Annotated in this window: 20 protein-coding genes; 12 read left to right on the forward strand and 8 right to left on the reverse strand. The window is 45.9% G+C overall.

Features of this window, described 5'->3' with window-relative positions; genetic code table 11:
- Nucleotides 1-28 precede the first annotated feature (28 nt).
- Nucleotides 29-775, forward strand: a complete 747-nt coding sequence (locus vsple_RS17625; RefSeq protein WP_255232361.1) for a PilZ domain-containing protein — start codon at nucleotides 29-31, stop codon at nucleotides 773-775.
- 131 nt (nucleotides 776-906) lie between these two features.
- Here the strand turns inward: vsple_RS17625 and vsple_RS17630 are convergent, their stop codons facing one another.
- Nucleotides 907-3,267: a Lon protease family protein gene (locus vsple_RS17630; RefSeq protein WP_255232360.1), complete on the reverse strand. Its 2,361-nt coding sequence runs from the start codon at nucleotides 3,265-3,267 to the stop codon at nucleotides 907-909.
- Between the two features lie 255 nt (nucleotides 3,268-3,522).
- Between vsple_RS17630 and vsple_RS17635 the strand changes: the two genes are divergently transcribed.
- A complete protein-coding gene (locus vsple_RS17635; protein WP_261883231.1) occupies nucleotides 3,523-4,017 on the forward strand; it encodes a hypothetical protein in 495 nt (164 codons plus the stop codon).
- A 13-nt stretch (nucleotides 4,018-4,030) separates the two neighbouring features.
- Entirely contained in the window at nucleotides 4,031-5,659 is a 1,629-nt protein-coding gene (locus tag vsple_RS17640; protein ID WP_261883232.1) for an ABC transporter ATP-binding protein, read from the forward strand.
- 172 nt (nucleotides 5,660-5,831) lie between these two features.
- On the opposite strand, the gene vsple_RS17645 is transcribed toward vsple_RS17640, so the two are convergent.
- Entirely contained in the window at nucleotides 5,832-7,880 is a 2,049-nt protein-coding gene (locus tag vsple_RS17645; RefSeq protein WP_261883233.1) for a prolyl oligopeptidase family serine peptidase, read from the reverse strand.
- Between the two features lie 117 nt (nucleotides 7,881-7,997).
- Nucleotides 7,998-8,906, reverse strand: a complete 909-nt coding sequence (locus tag vsple_RS17650) for a LysR family transcriptional regulator (RefSeq protein ID WP_032553566.1) — start codon at nucleotides 8,904-8,906, stop codon at nucleotides 7,998-8,000.
- A gap of 183 nt (nucleotides 8,907-9,089) precedes the next feature.
- Between vsple_RS17650 and vsple_RS17655 the strand changes: the two genes are divergently transcribed.
- Entirely contained in the window at nucleotides 9,090-10,784 is a 1,695-nt protein-coding gene (locus vsple_RS17655) for an L-lactate permease (protein WP_261883234.1), read from the forward strand.
- A gap of 237 nt (nucleotides 10,785-11,021) precedes the next feature.
- Nucleotides 11,022-12,164, forward strand: a complete 1,143-nt coding sequence (lldD, locus tag vsple_RS17660; protein WP_261883235.1) for an FMN-dependent L-lactate dehydrogenase LldD — start codon at nucleotides 11,022-11,024, stop codon at nucleotides 12,162-12,164.
- A 90-nt stretch (nucleotides 12,165-12,254) separates the two neighbouring features.
- Here lldD and vsple_RS17665 read toward each other — a convergent pair whose 3' ends face one another.
- On the reverse strand, nucleotides 12,255-12,503 hold the full coding sequence (locus tag vsple_RS17665) for a hypothetical protein (RefSeq protein ID WP_261883236.1): 249 nt from the start codon (nucleotides 12,501-12,503) through the stop codon (nucleotides 12,255-12,257).
- Nucleotides 12,504-12,526: 23 nt separating this feature from the next.
- On the reverse strand, nucleotides 12,527-13,396 hold the full coding sequence (locus tag vsple_RS17670) for an AraC family transcriptional regulator (protein WP_255232353.1): 870 nt from the start codon (nucleotides 13,394-13,396) through the stop codon (nucleotides 12,527-12,529).
- 115 nt (nucleotides 13,397-13,511) lie between these two features.
- Between vsple_RS17670 and vsple_RS17675 the strand changes: the two genes are divergently transcribed.
- The 5 genes from vsple_RS17675 (at nucleotide 13,512) to vsple_RS17695 (ending at nucleotide 17,228) form a co-directional block, all read left to right on the forward strand.
- Nucleotides 13,512-14,663, forward strand: coding sequence for an aminotransferase-like domain-containing protein (locus vsple_RS17675; protein ID WP_261883237.1), 1,152 nt, complete (start codon nucleotides 13,512-13,514; stop codon nucleotides 14,661-14,663).
- Nucleotides 14,664-14,768: 105 nt separating this feature from the next.
- Nucleotides 14,769-15,026 (forward strand): DUF2999 family protein, encoded by a 258-nt coding sequence (locus tag vsple_RS17680; RefSeq protein ID WP_261883238.1) that lies wholly within the window; start codon nucleotides 14,769-14,771, stop codon nucleotides 15,024-15,026.
- A gap of 287 nt (nucleotides 15,027-15,313) precedes the next feature.
- On the forward strand, nucleotides 15,314-16,297 hold the full coding sequence (gene trhO / locus vsple_RS17685) for an oxygen-dependent tRNA uridine(34) hydroxylase TrhO (RefSeq protein ID WP_261883239.1): 984 nt from the start codon (nucleotides 15,314-15,316) through the stop codon (nucleotides 16,295-16,297).
- A 132-nt stretch (nucleotides 16,298-16,429) separates the two neighbouring features.
- Nucleotides 16,430-16,693, forward strand: coding sequence for an HP1242/YdcH family protein (locus tag vsple_RS17690; protein ID WP_255232350.1), 264 nt, complete (start codon nucleotides 16,430-16,432; stop codon nucleotides 16,691-16,693).
- Nucleotides 16,694-16,757: 64 nt separating this feature from the next.
- A complete protein-coding gene (locus tag vsple_RS17695) occupies nucleotides 16,758-17,228 on the forward strand; it encodes a GNAT family N-acetyltransferase (protein WP_261883240.1) in 471 nt (156 codons plus the stop codon).
- A 40-nt stretch (nucleotides 17,229-17,268) separates the two neighbouring features.
- On the opposite strand, the gene vsple_RS17700 is transcribed toward vsple_RS17695, so the two are convergent.
- A complete protein-coding gene (locus tag vsple_RS17700) occupies nucleotides 17,269-20,196 on the reverse strand; it encodes an alkaline phosphatase family protein (RefSeq protein ID WP_261883241.1) in 2,928 nt (975 codons plus the stop codon).
- A 281-nt stretch (nucleotides 20,197-20,477) separates the two neighbouring features.
- On the opposite strand from vsple_RS17700, the gene vsple_RS17705 reads away from it, so the two are divergent.
- Nucleotides 20,478-21,635, forward strand: a complete 1,158-nt coding sequence (locus vsple_RS17705; protein WP_261884007.1) for a GGDEF domain-containing protein — start codon at nucleotides 20,478-20,480, stop codon at nucleotides 21,633-21,635.
- Here the strand turns inward: vsple_RS17705 and vsple_RS17710 are convergent.
- Nucleotides 21,632-21,913 carry a hypothetical protein gene (locus tag vsple_RS17710; protein WP_261883242.1) on the reverse strand — a complete coding sequence of 94 codons (282 nt, stop codon included), beginning with the start codon at nucleotides 21,911-21,913 and terminating at the stop codon, nucleotides 21,632-21,634. The genes vsple_RS17705 and vsple_RS17710 overlap by 4 nt on opposite strands.
- A gap of 315 nt (nucleotides 21,914-22,228) precedes the next feature.
- Here vsple_RS17710 and vsple_RS17715 point away from each other — a divergent pair, with 315 nt between their 5' ends.
- Nucleotides 22,229-23,074 (forward strand): pirin family protein, encoded by an 846-nt coding sequence (locus vsple_RS17715; protein WP_420833807.1) that lies wholly within the window; start codon nucleotides 22,229-22,231, stop codon nucleotides 23,072-23,074.
- 134 nt (nucleotides 23,075-23,208) lie between these two features.
- Here the strand turns inward: vsple_RS17715 and ppnP are convergent, their stop codons facing one another.
- A complete protein-coding gene (gene ppnP, locus vsple_RS17720; RefSeq protein ID WP_255232345.1) occupies nucleotides 23,209-23,490 on the reverse strand; it encodes a pyrimidine/purine nucleoside phosphorylase in 282 nt (93 codons plus the stop codon).
- Between the last annotated feature and the right edge of the window lie 101 nt (nucleotides 23,491-23,591).

Genomic DNA, 23,591 nt, shown 5'->3' on the forward strand with positions numbered 1-23,591 from the left:
ACACATGTTGGCGCATGGAGAAAATACAATGAACGCACCACTAAAGAAATCTGTGGAGCCTAATCAGTCACTACAAGACCCACGCAATCGCACCGTATCAACCATCAATAGCACGGACGCATTGGCAATGATTGAGCATGGCAGTGAACTGACTCTCAACATTACCACCCCAGTTGGCAGCAAGTTCCTAGCCACCACCAAATTTATTGGCACTCACAGTGAAAACTGTATCTTGATTGAAGTTCCTGAAGTCTCATCAGACGATCTCGACTTTTTCTTCCAAGAAGGCTTTTGGATGACTGTTCGCGCATACTCCCTTCGAGGTGAGGGCGCATTGATCCACTTTAGAAGTCAGATTCACCACAATATCGGTGAACCATTCCCACTGCTGATCTTGTCGACACCTAGCACCATGCAGGTAACACAGCTGCGTAAAGAGACTCGTTATGAGGTTAATTTGGCTGGCAAGATCAACATCAATGATCAGCGCACCGATTGCGAAATCCGCGACCTTTCAAAGAGTGGTTGTCGATTTGTCACTTCACCGACCTCAAGAAACCTTCAGGTGGCTGACCGCGTTTCGATTGAGATCTCGCAAGATAACTACAATGGCCCTTTATTGCCGCCGTTGCGAGGTGTGATCTGCAATCTTCAAAAATCAACCCACTACGCCAGATATGGCGTCGAGTTTGACGAAGTTGGACGAACGAATGCACGCAACCTGCTGAGCAAATTGAAATTTGATGGAACGAAATTGCGCTTAAGACAAGGTTAAAAGGCAACAAATGTTTATCCACCAAACGCCTGTTTACCAAACGACTAACTAATAAAAACAGCCATCGAATTTGATGGCTGTTTTCGTTAAGAACGATGACACAAGCTAGGCTGTTTCTTGTGTCTATCTGACTATTTTCTCAGCGCATTGAGTTTCGCTTGAGCAATACCAAAGATGGTATCAATCGGATAACTGCCCTCATCACTTGGTTCACCCGCAGGTTTCCCCGTAAATAGCTCGATCGCTTCAGTCACATGCTCAATAGCCCAGATGTTAAACTCACCTTTCTCTACCGCCTTCACGATATCGCTACGTAGCATCAGGTTATGAACGTTTGAACGCGGAATAATGACACCTTGAGTATTGCTGCGCCCTTTGATTTCGCACACATCGAAAAAGCCTTCGATTTTCTCGTTCACACCACCGATCGGCTGCGACTCGCCAAACTGGTTCATAGAACCCGTAATCGCGATGTCTTGACGGTTAGGCTGTTTTGAGAAAGCAGACACAACGGCACAGAACTCCGCCATACTCGCACTGTCTCCATCTACTCCACCATACGACTGTTCGAAGGTGATGTTGGTGGTCAACGGCACTTTGGCGGTCTTACCAAACACAGAAGAGAGATAAGCGGACAAGATCATCACACCTTTCGAGTGGATGCTGCCACCAAGATCAACGTTTCGCTCAATATCGATCACCTCACCATCACCGTAAGCAGTAGTCGCTGTAATACGGTTCGGCGCACCGAACATATGGTCAGTCGTGCTCAGCACTGACAACGCATTCACCTGCCCAATAGCTTCCCCCTCAACACGCATCAGAGTTGTGCCGTTAGTGAAAGTTTCCATTACACTATCTTGCAATCGACCAACACGCAGTAATTGATTGGCCAGTGCTTGTTCAACGTGACCTACACGGATCAGATTCGAATTCGAACTTTTGGCTACATAGTTCGACTCACGCAACAGATTAGCGGTATGCGCCGAGTGTAGAGACAGCTTGCTCTGATCACCTGCCTGGCGTGAACTGTGCTCAATGATGCGAGCAATCGCCTTGCGGTCACAATGCAGCATACCGTTGTCATGAACGATGCTCGAAATGAAGCGCGCATAATGCAGTTCAGAATCCGCAGTTCGTTTCATCTCATCTTCAAAGTCAGCGGTCACGCGGAATAGCTCACCAAATTCCGCATCGTAATGTTGAAGCAGTTGGTAAGTACGATAATCACCAAACAGAATGATTTTCACATCGAGTGGAATAGGCTCAGGATCAAGCGAAACCGCACCGGTTAAGGTAACCTCTTTCTCAAGTGAAGTTAGGCTTAACTGACGTGAGCGAAGTGCACGCTTAAGGCCATCCCAAACATAAGGCTGCTCTAGCACCTTTACTGCATCCATCAGCAACACACCACCATTCGCGCGGTGTAAGCTACCCGCACGAATCAAAGAGAAGTCAGTAAATACCGTGCCCTTAAACGTCGCCGTTTCCACATAACCAAACAGTGAGTGATAGTTCGGATTGTCTTCTACAACAATTGGCAGCTGCTGTTCTTTCTGGCTGACCAATACATTGACTTTGTAGCGACGAGGCAGCTTTTTATCCAACGAAGCTGTAGCGATTTCCGCCTGTTCGCTGCTCTCTTCTAGAAAGATTTCGGCATTCTCGACAATGTCTTTGCGCAGTGCCGTAAGGTACTTTTTGATCTCAGGGTACTTGCTGTAATCCTGCTTCAACTGTTTGATGAAGTGAGTGATTACATCGCGTGTGGTGTCATCATTGAGCTTCTGAATCTTCTCTGTATAGGTCTCTTCCAGTTCAGTGAGCTCTCTAGAGATGGTTCGCAACCCGACTTCGAGTGCATCAATGCTCTTGTCGAACTGTTCTTGCTCCTCAACAGAGAGTTGGTCGAAAGTCTCTTCCGTATGCAGCTCTTCACCGTTCATCGCCACAAACTGATAGTCGCCTTTCGAGGTGATGGTCAGGTTAATGCCCTTCTCTTTGGCCTCTTGACTGATCGCCTCAAGTGCCACCTGCTGTTTACTCGCAAGTTGGTTCTTTAGTGTATCTGCACGACCAAAATACATCTCGTTGTCGAACGCCAACGGCATCGCTTTTAGAAGCTTACGCATCAGCTTTTCGATGTCTTGTTTTAAGCTAATACCCACACCACTTGGTAACTTGAGCACCTTTGGGGTACGAATATCGTCGAAGTTCGCGACATAACACCAGTCGAACAACTGGTCAGGCTCTTGTGGGTGACGATTAAGGTAACGCAAAATCATGGTTCGCTTACCAAGACCATTACGGCCAATCGCATAAATGTTGTAACCCTTTTCCTTGATCGACATAGCGAACTCGACCGCTTTCTGTGCACGTTCTTGTCCGACTATTTCATCAATGGGAGCCAGTTCTTTGGTCGACTTGCAGGGCAACTTTTCAAGTTCAGCTACCTGATACAGTTGCTCTGAATTGAGTCTTTGAATCGCCATCGCCGCCTCCTTAATCCTTTATTTATGGGTATAGTTAAAACAAGTGTAGATGTAATTTCTTCTAAATTTAGTGACTTACGCTACACCACAGTTCAACTGAGCAAATAACGAACGATTTCACTGCAAAACAATGAAACTAACAGCAATCAATGACGCTGAAATGAACAAACACTCAAAATATCAAATGGTTTTTGTTTGCATTTGATAATAAATATCATTAACATTCTTTGGTCTTATAATTTAGAGGCTGAGAAGATGGATTTAGAACGATGCTGGATGCACTACCTTAAAGCGGAACAACTCATGGATCAGGGTCACTGGCCAGAAGCTCAACGTCTGTACGGTGATGTTCTGAGTTCGCTTCCCCACCATATTCAAAATGCCGCTTTCCAAAACGACATCAAACCTTGTCAGTTCGCTTGCTTACTGACAGGGTTGCGCGACGCCAGTATTTCTCAAGCAGAGATCCTCAATAAACTGGGTCAGCAGCAAGATGCCTTTGACACATTGAATCAAACCTACGCCTTGATGCAGTTCATCTCATTGGAAGACAACTCTCTCATCAAGCGTACTCATTCGCTGCTAGAGCAGCAGAGTGAAGAACTTCTCAGACATTTGATCGCTTTTTGTAGCGCACAACGCAATGCTCACTGGATGTTAGAGCTAGAGCAGCTTCAACGAGCGCATCACTACTTTGGACAATTGAAGTCGACATACGACACCTACCCATCACCTAATGTCTTAAACTGAATAAGGACGTATCATGTCAGACAAAGCCATCCTTAAGGTCAATAACCTTTCCGTGAGTTTTAAAACCAATGATGGAATCATTGATGCGGTAAAGGGCATTAACTTCACGCTCAACCAAAGCGAAACCCTAGCGATTGTGGGTGAGTCCGGTTCTGGTAAATCGGTATCTTCCAACGCTCTCATGAGTCTGTTGCCAGATAACGCCATCATACATCCAGAGTCGTACATCGAGTTTGAAGGCGAATCGATTCTCGATAAGTCCGAGCGTGAGATGCAAGCGGTACGTGGTGATCGTATCGGCATGATTTTCCAAGAGCCGATGACGTCGCTAAACCCTTACCTACGTGTCGGTATTCAAGTGGCTGAAGCCATCATGTGTCACCGCAACGTATCAAAAGCGCAAGCCAAAGAGCGTGTTTTGGAGCTATTTGATCTGGTGCACCTGCCGAATCCAAACCAAGCTTATACGAAATACCCGCACGAATTTTCTGGCGGTCAGCTGCAACGCATCATGATCGCTATGGCGTTGATTAATGAGCCAGACATTCTTATCGCTGATGAACCTACAACAGCTCTAGATGTAACGGTACAGGCCGAAGTGCTGTCTCTGATCAAAGAGATCCAAGCCAAAATGGGCATGGCGATCCTATTCATTACCCACGATTTAGGTGTAGTAAAACACTTCGCTGATCGCGTATTGGTAATGTGTAAAGGTGAATTGGTTGAAGAGGGCGAGACTGTGCCGCTGTTTGAAGCACCAAGACACGAATACACGCGCATGCTGATCAACTCAGTGCCAAAAGGTTCAAAAACACCGATTGAAGAGTCAGCGCCACAACTATTGGAAGCAGACGACATTCGCGTGAAGTTCCTCGTTAAGCCACACTTTATTAAAAGCCGTTGCCAATACTTTGAGGCAGTGAAAGGCATCTCGCTTAAGCTTAAGCAGGGTGAAACCTTGGGTATTGTTGGTGAGTCAGGTTCAGGCAAGTCGACCTTGGGCCGTGCTCTAATCGGTCTTCTGCCATCTACCGGCCGCATTGTTTACAAAGGCCAAGATGTGAGTCTGTTAACGGATAAAGAGCGCCATAACCTTAAGAAAGATGTGCAGATGGTGTTTCAAGACCCATACGGCTCCTTGTCACCACGTATGACGGTCGGTGAGATCATCACTGAGGGGTTAACCGTCCACCAGCCTCATCTGACTAAGAAAGAGCGTTTGGAACGTGCACGTAAAGCACTGGTTGAAGTTCGCTTAGAACCGAATTCAATCAACCGCTATCCGCATGAGTTTTCGGGCGGACAACGTCAACGTATCGCGATTGCACGAGCACTTATCCTTGAGCCATCGTTCATCTTACTTGATGAACCAACGTCGGCACTTGACCGTTCAGTACAACTAACCGTGATTGACCTTCTGAAAGACATTCAAGCCAAACACAACATCGGCTTCTTGTTCATCAGTCATGATTTGTCGGTAGTAAAAGCCCTGTCCGATCGCGTATTAGTGATGCAGAAGGGTGAAGTAATGGAGCAAGGTACAGCAGAAGATATCTTCCAAAACCCACAACATGAATACACGCAGAAACTCATCGATGCATCATTCGATCTTGATGAAAAACCAAAAAAAGATGCTGCGTAATTGGAACTAATTCACATTAACAACGTCATATAAATACATTCTGAAAATTTGCATTAATGGATTGCTACAGAGTGGATATAGCAAAAATTGGTTTGGCCGCCAAAAATGAAAAAAGTCGCACGGATGCGACTTTTTTTGTGCCTCTTTTTTACACCTAAAGAATGAACGATAGCTAAGCGCTCAATTCCTTAATCCCCATATTCCACAGAGTAAAAGCGTAAGTATCTGCCGATAGATCAATCGCTTTATTGAGCGGCATGCCTGCGCCGTGGCCCGCATTCACATCAATACGAATCATCACGGGTTGCTCACCTTTGTGTTTAAGCTGCAGTTCAGAGATAAATTTGTATGAGTGCGCAGGGACAACACGATCATCGTGGTCCGCCGTTGTCACCAATGTCGCGGGATAAGATTGACCCTCTTTAACATTATGAACCGGTGAATAACCCAGTAGGTACTCGAACATCTCTTTGCTTTGCGCAGACGTGCCGTAGTCATAAGCCCAACCCTCACCAGAGGTAAAGGTGTGGTAGCGCAGCATATCCAGTACACCAACCGCAGGCAGAGCCACTTGGAACAGCTCAGGGCGCTGAGTCATACAAGCTCCAACTAACAAGCCACCGTTAGAGCCGCCTCGAATCGCTAATTTGCTGGAGCTCGTGTAGTTGTTCTCTATCAAGAACTCAGCCGCGGCGATGAAATCATCAAACACGTTCTGTTTCTGCTGCTGTGTGCCGGCGTTGTGCCACGCTTTACCATATTCACCGCCGCCACGCAGGTTAGGCACTGCATAGATACCACCAAGCTCCAGCCAGCTCGCGACATTACCAGAGAACGAAGGAGGCAGGCTGACATTGAAGCCGCCATAGCCATACAAAATCGTTGGCGCAGAGCCATCGAGCTTAGTCCCCTTTTTGTAAGAGATAAGCATCGGCACTCGTGTACCGTCTTTTGAGCTGTAGAACACTTGCTCTGACTGGTACTGTTCACTTTCAAACGGCGCTTGTGATTTTTCAAACACTTTGGACTCGCCCGTCTCAACATCAAACGAGAAGATGGTTGGCGGCGTCACGTAGTTGGTAAAGGTGTAGTAAAGCGGTGTCTGCTCGCGCTCACCACCGAGCCCACTTGCCGCTCCTTGCGCTGGCAATTCAATATCACGCACCTTGTTACCTTGGTAATCAAACTGCTCATACTTTGACAGCACATCCACCATGTAGTGTGCCAATAGATAGCCACCACCGGTTGTGATATCCAGCGGCTGCTCTCGCTCAGGAATAATATCATTCCATTGCTGAGTCTCAGTATCTAGGCTCACCACACGACCGTTTGGCGCATCAAGGTTGGTGTACAGAATGAATTGGCTACCCTGGTTATCAATCAAATGGGTATCACTGTCGACGTGATCGACCACTGTGTGGATGGGTTGTGACTCATTGCTTAGGTCGATGTAGAACATACGATTACCCGATGTCGACTCTTGAGCCAAAATGATCAGGTAGTTGTCGTCTTCTGTGGTGTATCCATGGACGTAACGATGTGCTTGCTCTGGTTTGGCACCAAATACCGCCTTATCGCTGCTCTGAGGCGTTCCTAGCTCGTGATAGTAGAGCTTATGCTGCTCAGTTCGCGCAGAAAGGTGACTACCATCGGGTTTGTCGTAGCTAGAGTAATAAAAACCCTCATTACCAAGCCAAGATACGCCTGTGAACTTTGCGTCAACAATTTCTGGCTCGAGCTGCTGCTTGGTTTCTGCATCGATCACAAAGATCTTACGCCAATCGCTACCGCCTTCCGAAATACTGTAAGCCACCAAGCTGTAGTCTTTGGAAAACGACACCGAGCCTAATGAAGTAGTGCCATCTTCTGAGAAGGTATTTGGATCTAAGAAAACTTCTGGCTCGCCCCCATCTTTACGGCGATAAAGAATGCTGTGGTTTTGTAACCCATCATTTTTATAGAAGTAGGTATACTCACCGCGTACAAAAGGTTGCGAACTCTTTTTGTAGTCTTGTGCCTTAGCAATGCGCTCACGCAAGGCATCACGAAAAGGGATATCTGACAGATAACCGAAAGTGAGAGCGTTTTGCGACTCTACCCAAGCAGCCGTTTCTTCACTGGTATCATCTTCCAACCAGCGATAAGGATCCTTTACTTGCGTACCAAAGTAGTCGTCAGAGACGCCCTGCTGCTTTGTATGTGGGTAGGCGTTGTTGTTCATTCTTACCTCTTCCTTAGATTTCAAATGATAATAATTCGCAAATAAGATGACGAATTGATGCGGCTAAATCAAGTAACCAATTGCACCAAAACGTAACCTTAGAGTGAGATCAACTTATTAAAAGTAGTGCGAAATAGCCAAATAGCGGGCACGAATGTGCTCAATCAACATCTTGATCTTATTCGGTGGTTGACGGGTAAACGGGTAAACGGCGTAGATGCCCAGTTTTTTACCAACGATATCTGGGAACAGATCCACTAGCTGGCCATTACGGATATCGTGATACACCAAACAGCGTGGTACATAGGCGATACCGTGCCCACCTAGCGCAGCCTTTCTCAACGCCGTTGCGTTATCTGTAGAGAACGAACCTGAAACACGCACTATGTACTTATTATCACCTTGCCCCTCTCGAATGAACTGCCACTCACTTGCGCCGGTTGTTTGGTAGGCATATTGCAAGCAGTTATGTTTGACTAAATCAGTCGGGATAAGTGGTTTACCATTACGAGCTATATAAGAGGGCGAAGCACATACTACCCATTGCGAGTCCAGAATATGGCGCGCAATCAAGCTTGAATCTTCCAGATATCCGGTACGAATCACCAAGTCGAAACCATCATTTACCAGATCAACAAAGCGGTTATCGAGTGACATATCGACAGTCAGGCCCGGATGCATGTTACAAAACTCCGCCACAGCGTCGGCCAAAATCAAATCACCAGAAATACTCGGGACAGACATTTTGATGTGACCGCTGACATTTTCACCAAAGCCTGAAACAGCGTCCATAGCCTCTTGGGTTGCCTGCTTCACATTTTTGGCTCCATGCAAGATCGCCTTGCCCGCCTCAGTCAGCGTTAATTTACGCGTTGTACGATATAATAATTGAACACCTATTTCTTCCTCCAAACGAGCAATTCTTTTACTAACTACCGAATTTGTAAGGTTATTTTGCTCGGCAACCTTACTAAATGAACCCATTTCTACTACCTGTGAAAACAGGATTAAGTCGTCTGCACGCATATTATTATGTCAATTTTGGAATTAATTATTTTCATTATTTCCCTATATCTACAAAAAATAAAGGGGTAAATTCACGCCAAATTAACAAACCCATTACAACCACTGCCGTTGTAATAACAAAAAACAATAACGTGTAAGTCACTTCAAACCGACAAGGATTGAGGCAAGGACGAGGAAGTACCCATGAATGAAACTCTATTAGCTCTATTGGCATTTTCACCAATAGTTGTGGCAGCTATCTTGCTGGTTGGCCTAAATTGGCCAGCAAAAAAAGCGATGCCGGTGGCCTTTGGCCTAACCGTACTTATCGCACTATTTGGTTGGGACATGTCGAGCACTCGTGTGTTGGCATCTGTATTCCAAGGTTTTGGTATTACTGTATCGGTTCTCTGGATTGTGTTCGGCGCTATCTTCTTACTTAACACTTTGAAGCACACCGGAGCCATTACAACTATTCGTAACGGGTTTACCGACATTTCAGCAGACCGCCGTGTACAAGCTATCATCATCGCTTGGTGTTTCGGTTCCTTCATTGAGGGCGCATCTGGTTTTGGTACTCCAGCAGCTATCGCGGCACCTCTACTGGTTGCTATCGGTTTCCCTGCGCTTGCAGCGGTACTAATGGGTATGATGATCCAATCTACACCCGTTTCTTTCGGTGCGGTAGGTACGCCTATCATCGTTGGTGTAAACAAAGGTCTAGATACACACAACATTGGTGAAAGCCTAGTGGCTCATGGCTCAACATGGGATGCTTATCTACAACAAATTACATCAAGCGTTGCGATGATTCACGCAACTGTCGGTGTAATGATTCCTGTACTAATGGCAATGATGCTGACTCGCTTTTTCGGTAAGAACAAGAGCTGGACTGAAGGCCTAGACATTCTACCGTTCGCACTATTTGCAGGTGCAGCGTTCACTATCCCTTACGCACTAACTGGTGTGTTCCTAGGCGCTGAGTTCCCATCTCTCATTGGTGGTCTGGTTGGTCTTGCAATTGTTGTTACAGCAGCAAAACGTGGCTTCCTAGTACCAAAATCACAGTGGGACTTCGAGAGCGAAGACAAGTGGCCAGCTGAATGGCTAGGTTCTTTAAAAATCGACCTTGATGACAACACGGGTGAGAACAAGATGAGCATGGCTCGCGCTTGGGCTCCATACGTACTACTTGCAGTAACGCTTGTTGCGAGCCGTGTTAGCCCAGAGTTCAAAGGCTTCCTGAAGAGCGTTAGCCTATCATTCAGCAACATCCTTGGTGAAACTGGGGTGAGCACGGCGATTCAGCCTCTTTACCTACCGGGCGGTATCCTAGTATTCGTTGCTCTAATTGCTGTTCTGATTCAAGGCCGTAGCGCTGCGCCGCTGGCGAAAGCATTTGGTGAATCAAGTAAAACACTGATTGGCGCAGGTTTCGTACTGGTGTTCACCATCCCTATGGTTCGTATCTTCATCAACTCTGGCGTGAATGCGGCAGATCTAGCAAGTATGCCAGTAACAACAGCAAACTTCGCCGCTGACCTTGTAGGCTCTGCTTTCCCTGCATTGAGTGCAACAGTGGGTGCTCTGGGCGCTTTCATCGCGGGTTCAAACACAGTATCGAACATGATGTTTAGCCAATTCCAGTTCGAAGTCGCTCAAACGCTGACTATCTCAAGTGCGGTGGTTGTTGCTCTACAAGCGGTAGGCGCAGCAGCAGGTAACATGATTGCGATTCACAACGTGGTTGCAGCATCAGCAACAGTAGGTCTGCTAGGCCGCGAAGGTGCAACACTACGTAAGACAGTTATCCCAACGTTCTACTACCTAGTAATGGCAGGCATCATCGGTCTTGTGGTTATCTACGGATTCAACGTTACTGATGCTCTGATGCATTAAGCTTAAATTCGGCGGTGTTGTTAGCACCGCCACCCAACTTGGCGTCAGCGTTCATTCCCCGACACCGCGAACGTTTGTACTGGTTACTCGTTGACTACGCACCTTCTGAAAGCCAGCGACCTAGCAATTACTGTGTACGTTGACGCCATTTTATTTCCAAACGCCTGTTCCAACTGGCACCACATTCGACAGAGTAAGCCTTCAAGAGAGGCGAGCCCTAACCTTAGGATAAAGATTATGATTATCTCCGCATCTACAGACTACCGAGCTGCTGCCAAATCTAAGCTACCTCCATTCCTTTTCCATTACATTGATGGTGGTTCATATGGCGAGCACACTCTGCACCGCAACACAGCAGACCTAGCTGAAATCGCGCTTAAGCAACGTGTTCTTAATGACATGTCGGAACTGAGTTTAGACACTGAACTGTTCGGTGAAAAACTGGCGATGCCTATCGCACTTGCTCCAGTTGGTCTAACAGGTATGTACGCTCGTCGCGGTGAAGTTCAAGCAGCAAAAGCCGCAGACAACAAAGGCATCCCATTTACGATGTCGACAGTATCGGTTTGTCCAATCGAGGAAGTGGCACCTAAGATTGAACGTCCAATGTGGTTCCAACTTTACGTACTTAAAGATCGTGGCTTCATGAAGAACGTTCTAGAGCGCGCAAAAGCGGCAGGTGTAACGACGCTTGTGTTCACTGTAGATATGCCAGTACCAGGTGCTCGCTACCGTGACATGCACTCAGGCATGAGCGGCCCGAACGCAGCTGTACGTCGCATTTTCCAATCAATGCGTCACCCAAGCTGGGCATTCGATGTGGGTCTATTTGGTAAACCACACGACCTTGGAAATATCTCAACTTACCGTGGCACACCAACCAAACTGGAAGATTACATCGGTTGGTTAGGTGATAACTTTGACCCATCTATCTCGTGGAAGGATCTCGAATGGATTCGTGACTTCTGGGATGGCCCAATGGTGATAAAAGGTATCCTTGACGAAGAAGATGCAAAAGACGCAGTTCGCTTTGGTGCCGATGGTATCGTGGTTTCAAACCACGGTGGTCGTCAGCTTGACGGCGTACTTTCAAGTGCCAAAGCACTACCTGCGATTGCCGACGCAGTAAAAGGTGACACTAAGATTCTGGTCGACTCTGGTATCCGTACGGGCCTTGATGTAGTTCGTATGATGGCACTGGGTGCAGACTGTACTCTACTGGGGCGTTCATTTGTGTACGCTCTAGCAGCACAAGGCCAAGCGGGTGTTGAGAACCTGCTTGATCTGTACGACAAAGAGATGCGTGTAGCGATGACGCTAACAGGCGCGAAAACAATAAAAGATCTTACCCGCGATTCACTGGTTAACTTGACCAAGTAAGCGACAACAAGTAAGACGGAAGCCTAGGAAAACATTTGGGCCACCTCTCCCTCCTGAGTGTGGCCTTTTTTATACCTGTAACCTGGACGATCACAGTTGTTCAGCGAGCTCAGCAAGCGCCTTCGCATCCAGCGTTTGTGCCTGAGCACCTTGGGCAATCAAATCAATCACCTTGTAGTCACTCATATCACCAAACTCCTTGTTCAGGTAATCACGGAACGCCTTCTCGTTCGGCCATTTACCACGAACTACGTACCCCTCATCAAGGTCAAAATCTTCTGTTTCAAAGAATGAAAAGTCGGTGCTGCCGATGTTGTGACAGTAAAGAACAAGATACATCGCGTTTCCTTAACGAATTGAAATTAGTAAAAACTAACAGGGAGATAGAAGTCCAACTCAAAGGCTTCTTCACTGTTGAGAAAATGGTTTTGATGATAGTGAACATAGGCTGGTGTCGAACGCTGCTTGAAGCCTGAACTTGGTAACCATTGCTCTAAAACCTGACTGATCTGAGGCAACAGTTCACCATAAATACCAGTAAGACGAAATACCGCATGCAAACCACCCGGTATCACCATCTGATTAACCACACTGCGATATTTTATCGGCTCATCAATCGCGATACAGGCAACATAACGGCACTGATCCATTTCAACCCACGCTGGGTTGGAGTGATGCAGTCCAAATTGGCGACTAAAATCGCGCTCTTCAGCATTTGCCCACGCTTTTAAGATAAGCCAAGCATTACGTATCGAACGATTATAGCCAGTGTGCCTGACATAGGCCGCCAAACGCGGTGCCACCTCCATGATCTTAGGAGCAGGCAGTTCTCTCTGTGCGACACGATGGTAACCCGCCGCGATCTCAGCATCTTTAAGATACGGCTTTTCTGCTGTCTGTAGATCGTGTTTTCTCCACTCCCCCGGCGCCATATGAAAGGTCGCCTTAAATGCGCGGCTGAACGACGAGAGCGAGCTAAAACCACACTTGTTGGCTATCTCGGCAACAGAAGAGCCGGTATCAAACATCAACTGATTCGCCGCATACTCCATTCGGGTCCGACGGATGTATTGATGAATCGACTCTCCCACCACGCTTTTAAAGATTCGGTGAAAATGCTGCTCTGAATAGGCTGCAACTTCCGCCAACTCTTTAGCGGGCAAATCCTTGCTGATGTCTTGATGAATATAGAAGAGCACATCATTGATTCTGGATATGTGTTGGTGTGACATTTTCTAAATAGCATAAATGGACATATCTAAGAGCATAAATGGACATATCGATTTTTTCAATGCCATGTAATATCACTGGATAAACAAAAAAGCAGACACAACGAGATAACTACATATGGAAATCGCAAAATCATTACAACAAATCCAATCTTCCTACATTCGCGAAATTCTCGCCGCTGCGAGCGACAAAAACGTCATCTCCTTGGCCGGCGGTCTGCCAGATGAACAAACCTTTCCGATTGAGTTGATGAAGCCGACCCTAGAAAACTTGGCGAACATGCCAGAGGTATTTCAATACGGCTCAACCGCTGGTTACGGCCCGCTGATCGATCACCTTAGCGATACTTACCAATTGCCAGAATCACACACTGCGATGATCTGTACAGGCTCACAACAAGGTTTAGATTTAATCGCTCGTGCTTATGTTGATCCGGGTGATATGGTTGTGATGGAAGCACCAAGCTACTTAGGTGCGATGCAAGTATTCGGTTTAGTACAAGCGAACATTGTGACTGTTTCTCAAACTGAGTTCGGACCAAATCTAGACGAGCTCGAAGCCTGCTTCAAACAGCAAGCACCGAAAATGTTCTACGCGGTACCCGATTTCCACAACCCAACGGGCGTATGTTGGACACTAGAGAGCCGCCAGCAAGTCGCTGCACTTTGTGAACAATACAACGTCGCTTTCATTGAAGACGCACCTTATCGTGAACTGCGTTTTACCGGTTCAGAGCTGCCACTTGTGTCGTCGTTCTGCCCGGATCACTCTATCGTACTGCGTTCATTCTCTAAGATTGCTTCTCCGGGTCTACGTATCGGCGCAGTAACCGGCAAACGCAGCTACCTTGAGCCACTCATCAAAGTAAAACAAGGCGCTGACCTACACTCAAGCGTTCCAATGCAAGCGCTTCTGCTTGGTCTTCTTAAGCACCAAGATTTTGTCCTGCATATGGAGAACATCCGCAACCTATACAAGTCTCGCTACGAAGTGCTGTTCTCTGAATTAGAGCAGAAGCTGCCTCAAGGTTGTGCATTGAAACCTGTTGATGGTGGCATGTTCATTTGGGTTGAGATTCCAGAGTGCGATACTTTTGAACTGGCTAAGAGCCTGCTTGGTAACGGCGTAGCGGTTGTACCAAGTCCTGTGTTCTACCCAGATGCAAACGGTGCTAGAGCGGCATTGCGCCTTAACTTTACCAATGCGAATCCAGATGAACTGCGCGAAGCAGTGTCTCGCTTGGCAGAAGGCTTAACTGCGATTAGCTAGTTTCTAGCAGAGTTGATGGCGATTGGGGCGATTGCTGTTTCATCCTAATGGCAGCCAGTGCTAAAATGCTCCAAAATTAACAGTCGCTAGTTTAAAGGTAAGGTAATGAACCCAATTATTGCGCTATTAAAAGAGAACAACATCGGTGATGAGCAGATCAACAACATTTTCAAAACGTTGACTGAAAATCCGCTAGCTGCAATGGCAACCATCAGCCAGCTTGGTTTGCCTCAAGAGAAGCTACAACTTCTTATGGGCCAAGTAATGCAAAACCCTGCACTTATCAAAGAAGCAGTAGAAGAGCTTGGCCTAGACTTCTCAAAAGTAGAAGCAGCAAAAGAGCAGCTAAACAAGCAAGGCTAATACGGCTTTCACCCAATACAAAACGCGCCCAACAGGTTATGACATAACTTATTGGGCGCGTTTTTTTGTCACTGATGAAAACGATATAACGCAACTTATGGATGAATCTTTCACCAAGCGGAAAAAACAATAAAACCACACAAATAGCAGTGCTAAATAGCCCTAACTTTGGTTGGTTTTTGTGCTCGACAAGCTTAGCTATACTCACGCCGAAAACTATTTATAAATCCCTCACTGACAAGTGAGATTGCTCTGGAATTACGCTCCAGCTCGCGAAAGGAAAAATCATGTCTCAATATGTTGTATGCGCACTCTACAAGTTTGTCGCACTGGATGATTATCAAGATATCCGCCAACCACTTACTCAACTGCTTCTCGACAACCAAATCCGTGGCACTCTGCTGCTTGCCCAAGAAGGCATTAACGGCACAGTTGCGGGCTCACGCGAGTCAATCGATGCGCTGCTTGCTTGGTTCAAGCTTGATGAACGTCTAGCCGATGTTGTCTATAAAGAGTCGTTCAACGAACAACAACCGTTCAACCGTACTAAAGTTAAGCTCAAGAAAGAGATCGTGACCATGGGTGTTGAGGGCATAGATCCTCGCCATGTTGTGGGCACATATGTGAAACCAAAAGACTGGAATGAACTGATCTCAGATCCTGATGTGGTACTGGTCGATACCCGTAACGACTACGAAGTCGATATCGGCACCTTCAAAAATGCAGTGAACCCAAACACAGAAACTTTCCGTGAGTTCCCACAATACGTTGAGGAAAACCTAGATCCTGCTAAACACAAAAAGGTAGCGATGTTCTGTACCGGTGGTATTCGCTGTGAAAAGTCGACGGCTTACATGAAAGAGCAAGGCTTTGAAGAGGTGTACCATCTTGAAGGCGGTATCCTGAAATACCTTGAAGAAGTACCTGAAGAAGAGAGCATGTGGGAAGGTGACTGCTACGTGTTTGATGGCCGTGTTGCGGTTAACCACCAGCTAGAAAAGAGTGGCTACGACGTGTGTAACGCGTGTCGCTTACCAATCACTGAAGAAGACAAGCAGTCTGCTCATTATGAAAAAGGCGTAAGCTGTCCTAAATGTATCGACAAACACACTGAAGAGCAGAAACAACGCTTTAGAGAGCGTGAAAAGCAGGTACAGCTTTCTGCTGCTCGCGGTGAAACTCACGTCGGTGGCGATGCTGCTCAGTTGATCGAACAAAGAAAACAGCAAAAACTTGAAAAGAAAGCTCAACAGCGAGCAAACAATAAATAATTGTTATTTTTGAGATAGATAGGGCACTTTTAGTGCCCTTTTTATTGCTTTCGAGCTTTGCGTTCAGTGACACATTTCTTTAATGGTTATGCTTCTATACTGGTAAGCAAACAAATTAATGAGGACACTAGAATGCTCAATGACAACCACGCTTTTATCCTAGACTTCCCAGAGTTTAAACTCGATATCGTGCAGCTTAACCACGATGACCCGAAGTTCAAAAACAACATGCAGAAATACCACGAGCTCGACTACACCATTCGCGAGCTTGAAATTTCTGGCAGCCCAATCGATGACGACAACATGCACAATCTAAAAGTGGAACGCATGGAACTGAAAGACACACTTTACAAGCAGCTATCTCGCCACCATCAGCTTGCTGAAGAATCCAAATAACAAGAACTCGAATTCAAGTCACAGCAACACATAAATATGCAGATACAGGGACGTTCTTTCAACAATGAGACAAGGTGTCGAATCACTTCCATTACACTACACCCCCATTCTTCCTTCAGAAGTCGAGACGCAGTTTTCGGTGATAAAAGAGGCGCTTTATTCCCATGTTGAAGCCATCTTTGGATGGGATGATGAATTTCAGAGGCAACGGATAAGCAATGACTATCAACCAGACTGGTTTTATTGGATACACGACCAAGATGAGCGAGTCGGATTAGTCTGCTATAAGCCCTATCAGCAAGCCTATCACGTGCATTTGTTGATCGTGTTCCCGCAGTACCAAAATCGAAAACTAGGGTATCGAGTGATGAAAGATATCCAAGATCTCGCCATCAAAGAAGAGCGTGAAGCTATCACCCTTTCGAGTTTTAGATGCAATCAACAAGCGATCGCTTTCTATCAAAGGTTAGGCTATCAGATAACCGATGACAGCGAAGCGGACTTTGTCAGTCTAGCGCTTCGTATCACCAAGTAGAGATGGCTCTGAAGACCATCTCAGAACGTTTTTCAGTCGATTACTTTCGAATATCAAGCTTATCGATTAGAGATGAAAAGCCCCAACCATCTTCTCCAGCCACAACTTGCTCACCAGTTAGGTATTCAAACAAGGTCGGTGCCAGTGAGCCATTCGCTTCAATAGTCAGTGGGGTTGAGTTTTCGCCAATTGGGTCTCCCCAGAAACCAATGAAAGCGTCTTTTTCCAGATAATCTTCACCAGCGTGTCTCCCCGGTACCTTAGTGTTGTAACCCATTCCCTCTTTCGGGAACAGGTTCACACTACCGGCTCTGTCTTCCAAATAGATATTGGCTAACTGGTTTACTGAGTCAGGTCTTGGCGTAAAGCGTGTTAATTGTGTCCATTCGTTAGCTCTGCACCAAGTCGCAGGTTGAGACTTAACGGCGCGATTCAAACACTTATCCACTAGGCGAGAATAAACCGCAAACTCAGATTCCGTAGGTTGAGGAAGGTAAGGGTTAAGTTGCTGAGTATTCAGAAGCTTCGGACGCTGGCCAGCTTCTAGCGACTCATAGAACAGCTTGCCCCCTTTCCGGGTGATAATCTCATCCAAACGCTGTTTATCACGATTACCAATCACTCGTACCGAGCAACTATCCGCATTACAAGTGTCCTCGCGCACAACCATATAGTCTAGCGATTCAGGTAGACGCTTCGCTATCTGATCTATGATATCGATACTGGTCCCTGTAGGCGCAGCCAGTGGAGCCCAATCGGTCAGCTCTTGATAAACAGGTTGAACCTTCCAACCCTGCTGTGAATTGAAGAAGTCCATCATAAAATTACCACCAGCAGTAGAAGCGACGACTACATCCACCGCCTTAAGGCTTGGGTAATCAAGAGCGTTAGTGATCTTCGGCCCTTCCCCTTCATCAGACGAAATCTTCTCAACCACGATTGGGTAATCAAGCTCTTGCTGTAAAGCTTCGAGTACCTGTTTCTCTGGGTTCAGCGCGTAGAACACAGGTGTTAAACCGTGGTCTCCGGCCATACCCCACAGGGTTTGCGAATACACGCCTGCTGCTTTATAGGTATTCTCAACTTGTGTCAGCCAGTAATCCAAGCGGTTGAGTTCACCTGTCGGCATTAAGATCTCATCACTGAATGGGCCCGTGAAGTGCGCAAAATGATCCGGCCAAGGGTTATAGATCAAGGTGTAATCCGGCATACCTTGTCCATCTAACTCAGCATATTGAGATATCGCCTGTTCAACCTGTGCTTTTTTGGCAAGCTTAGTAAAAAGATCAAAGCCTGAAATCCTTTCGTAAGTTTGGATATCTTCGATTAACGCTTGGCGCATTTCCGTTAAAGTTAGCTCTACATCCGCTCGCTGCTCTAACTCTTTCAAACAGCGCTTCTCACCGTAGTCACGCAGAGATTCACCAAAACCGAGATTCACTAGGCCATCGTATGTGGTATGTGCATTCCAATCGTATTGAGCGTTGCAATTCAGTGTTTTTAGGTAGTTAAGGCGATCAAACATGGTTTGCACCTTATTGTCCGCCATCAACACATCTAACTGCAGCGCATCATTACCAAAAAAGTAGTAAGCACGGTCGATATCTCGATCAACAAAATGAAAGTTCGGCACCCCTGTACCACCTTCACCCGAGACGCGTGCGCCAGTTTTAATGATCGGCAGATTACGAACACTGATGGTTGGCGTCGATGACACACCCACTCGACTAATATTGGTTTTATGTTCGCTATACAGCTTCTTAAAGAAAGGCAGATAGTGTTGGTCTTGATACGCCTGTTCAGCCAGCTGCGCCATAAAGCCCACCTGTTGTACATGCGGCGGTTCAATCACTGGTTCGAGCTTAGGTTTATACTGCTCACGATTTTGATGATGCTGATTCGCAACCGAGATAAACGGCACACTAGGGTCAACCAACCCCTCAATCAAACCTTGCTGCAAGCCATCAACGGTCACTTGGACCGCAAAGCGGCGGTTTTGCTGCGAAGAGAGGAACTCAATCAAATCTTGTGGATTGTCGTCGAAGGCTTGCTGCATCCAATCATCGAGCGCTTCGGTTCTCTCTTCTTTGAAAACAAACTGTCGATAAGCCTTAAGCAAGTTAAGACGGACAAAATCGATCAGGGTAACTGTCAGCGCTTGCGCCTTGTTATTCGGCTTATTCGCATTTTCCTGCTTGCCATCTTCAACGATGGTCATCAATGCTGAACGAATGTCGCTTGGCTCCATGCCTTGCGCAGCCTTTTCAATCAAACCCACGACAATCGGTTGGATTTTATTGATGATCGCCAGATCTTCTTCACTATCCGTCAAATAGGTATAGCTATCTGGTAGGGTGTCCATGTCTCGCCACACACCGAGATCGAATAATGCATCGTAGATCACTACCATATTGGCAATAAACTTATCATCAACTCGAATCCCCTCGTGGTGCCCCGTCGCTTCTGTTGAAGTATCAGGATGTTGGTGATTCTCAGAATGCGTTTCTTTCTCTGCAGGCGCATCCCCGAAACGGTACAAGCTATGCTCAAACCCCTTTAACGTCGTTTCGTCGTAAATCGTCGCCAGATACTCTTTGAACACATCTTCATTGCCAATGCCCGCGTAGCGATCGTAATAGCTATATAGAAAGTACCCCAGCGGAATTGAATAAGCAGGATTTGATAGTTGAGCAATCACGCGCGCTTTAGTTTTCGCATCTAAAGGAAGCGCCAATATGTAAACATCTAACGTCACACCAGCGATCGTAAACAGCGTCGCATCACGGGTCAGAGTCGCTGAGTAACTCAAACTAGAAACAACCTGATTTTTCAAGACTTCACTTGAACTGAATACACCACCAATCACAGGCGTTTCTGAAAGTTGCGCATGCACACTTCCCGCCACAAAACTAAGCGGTAATACACTTAGCAATGCCGTTGAACAAGGAAAACGAAAAAGCTGTTTCATTAGGTATCCTTTGGCGAAGCAATCGATTTATAAGACTGGCGTATTGTTCCATTCCATGTTTATTAGTCAACCTTAGTTTGCAACGAGAAAAAATGACAATGCACCGATTAGCCAATGGATTAATTCTTACTTGTTGATTTATTTATATGAAACTTAGAGACCAATCACACTATTTGCAGTTATTTGTATCATTTATTGGAGCAATTTAACCTAAGATTAGAGCATTGATTTCCACTACGGCACATAAAATGAACAAGTTGGTCGGAAGACACTTAGAAGAGATGGCTGATATTCGTTCGACTCGAAAGCAGAAAATCGTTTACTCCTTTTCACTTATCTCGGCAGCGTTATTCATTTTCTACACTTGGGCTTATTTCCAAGATGGCTATTACACCCTTTCCGTCTTTGAAATGATGTTCGCCGTTATTGCTGTCATTAACGCCATCTATATCAAGAAAGTTCAAGAACCCCACTATTGTGAGATTTTGTTGAGCTGTGTGTTGCTGATTCAAGGCGTGGTGCTGTTTCTCTACAGCGGAACCATTCCAGAGCGAATGCTTTGGCTCTATCCGATTCTGGCCGCAGTGATCTTCATTAACGAATTTCGCATGGGTTTAATTCTCAGTGCCTCCTTCTTACTATTTCTTGGTGGTTTGGCGGCATTGATACCCCATAAATTCGTTCTACCGTTTAACAGCACTCACCGCTTTTCTCTGAGCCTGGTGACCATGAGTGCCGTGTGTCATGTCTCTTCATACTACTTCACTAAGGCTGTTGGCTATATTCAGCGTCTATACCAAGAGGGGATTGAAGACCTCGCCTATAGAGACCAGCTCACAGGGCTCGCTAACCGTTGGAGTTTTGAACGATGGGCGATTGAAAAGCTGAACACCGTCAATACCAACAACAGCGTCACTGCTTTAGTGTTTCTAGATATTGATAACTTTAAGACCATCAATGACAGCTTCGGGCATGATGTTGGTGACAGTGTGTTACAACATTTCGCTCAGCGTCTAAAGAATAATGTTCGCACCAAAGACAGATCGACTCATAAGCATGATTACTCGATTGCCCGTTTCGCTGGCGACGAGTTTGTGTTGATGCTTTATGATGTAAGAAGCAAGCAGGACTTGGATGGTATTTTACATAGAATCAGTGGCTTGTTTGATAACGAGAACCTTACTAATAACCAAATAGGTAAACTCACCTTGAGTATTGGAGTGGCGATGTACCCAACCGATGCTAAAGATCTTGCCGAACTGACGCGTTGTGCTGACAAGGCAATGTACTTTGCCAAACACTCTGGAAAAAACCGTTTCGCTTATTATCAAGACAATCTCACGACGCCTTTAATTGAAGATGTGAACCGTTTTGAACCGCCTAAACCTATCGAGTCAATACCAAGTAATGTCACTGCTTTGCACCAACAATCCAACTAGCCAGCCATATACATAGCCCATAAGCTGATAAGTCCAATAATCACTATCCAAATAACTTGGCGCTGTTTACTCGGGCTCATTTTTTTGGGCTTTAAAACGGAGTTCAGAGCCGCGTTTTTCGCAGACAGAAAGAAAGGTCTATCGAGTTCTTCTTTCTTTTTTCTGCGTCGACACGCCGCGTTTGCTACCTCAGTAAAACGCTGACGTTGATCTGTGGTGAAGTCGTTCTCAAAACCAACTCGGCCACTTCTATCGTTGTGTTTAGATCGCACAGCCATCGTCGCCTCCTTGACTAGACCATCCCTATTGTAAGTATAGTCAGTAATCACGAATTTTCTGATATTCAAGTATGCGATTATCACATTTATGCAGTGCAAGTAACGTTTAAAACGGCCTTTTAGCTCCTTATCACCTCATTGCTGCCTATAAGTAATAGTGCCAATGACTGGTCAAAATCGCTAACTCACACTGCGAATAACAGTTCAGTGTTCACTTGTTCAAATTTTTCAAACAAGCCCTTCAATTTTGCACTCTGTTTGAAGTAATGCTTCCTGCTTAAACTATGAGTATTGAAACGTTTGGAGATAACAACCATGGAAAATCGACGTATTACCCAAATCATAGGTGCACAAGCAACGTCTGACGGCGATGGTGTGAAGATCCAACGAGTAGCAGGTTTTAACAACGCCAACTTTTCTCCCTTCTTGATGGTTGATGAACTCAAATCCGACGAGAGTAAAGATTACGTAGGTGGCTTTCCTCCTCACCCTCACCGAGGTATTGAAACACTGACTTACATGCTTCAAGGTCACTTCCAGCACAAAGACCATATGGGTAATGTTGGTGAGCTTCGTAGTGGCGGAGCTCAATGGATGGCAGCTGGTCGCGGGGTGATTCACAGTGAAATGCCGATGATGGAAGAGGGTTCTCTGCATGGGTTCCAAATTTGGATAAACCAACCCGCTCGCAACAAGATGAAACCCGCTCAGTACCATGACTTTCAAAGTGACACGGTAACGGAATTCCGCAGCGAAAAAGTCGGACTGTTGCGTCTTATTGCCGGCAACACATCAATTGAAGGCACTCCGTTAAGCGGGCCGTTACAAACCACAGGCGTACCACTTACTATTAGTGACTGGCGCGCACAATTGGGCCAAGTAGCAAGACTGACCACAGAACGCCACCACAATGCATTCGTTTATGTTTATAAAGGTTTGGTTGAGTTAGGCTCACAAACTTTAGTTGCAGGACAATTGGCGTTATTGAGCAAGGCTGACACTCTGGAGATAAAAGCGAAAAAAGAGTCTGGTGTGCTGATTTTTTCAGGAGAGCCCATTAATGAGCCCGTTGTTCACTACGGACCGTTTGTAATGAATAGCATGGAAGAGATCGAACAAACTATCCATGACTTTAATAATGGCGTCTTTGAAACCTATTAAGAATTTTGTCTTCTCGTTGGAAGGCTACTAAAACGTGACGTTATCCACTGCCAAGAATATCGTTCACTAGTTCGCCACGCTCATTCAGAGCGTGGCTTTTTTTAGTCGCTAAAAGTGTTTAGCAACCCATGATATTACAGGTACTCACAAAGGTAAGCTGTTGCTTCTTCAACCTTAACGTCGAAAGAAGAGTCACCTGCCACTTCAAACGAATCACCCGATTTAAACGTCGACCAATCATCTTCACCTACACGCTTAATCGTTAGTGCACCTTTTACTACTGTCATTCTTTCTGGGGCAGCAGTACCAAACGTAAACTCACCCGCTTGCATCACACCTACACTAACATCTTCACCCTCTTGTGAAAAACCAAGAGACTTAACGCCACCATCGAAATAGGTATTTTCTTTAATCATTGTACTTCCTTGTCTTTATTCAGAACGGTGTGAGCTTATAAAATGCCTCATCACCAAAATTACGTGCTTGATTGTTTTAACGAATTCATCCGTTTCCTACA

The sequence above is a fragment of the Vibrio pelagius genome (genome assembly GCF_024347575.1).
Classification (GTDB): Bacteria; Pseudomonadota; Gammaproteobacteria; order Enterobacterales; family Vibrionaceae; genus Vibrio; species Vibrio pelagius.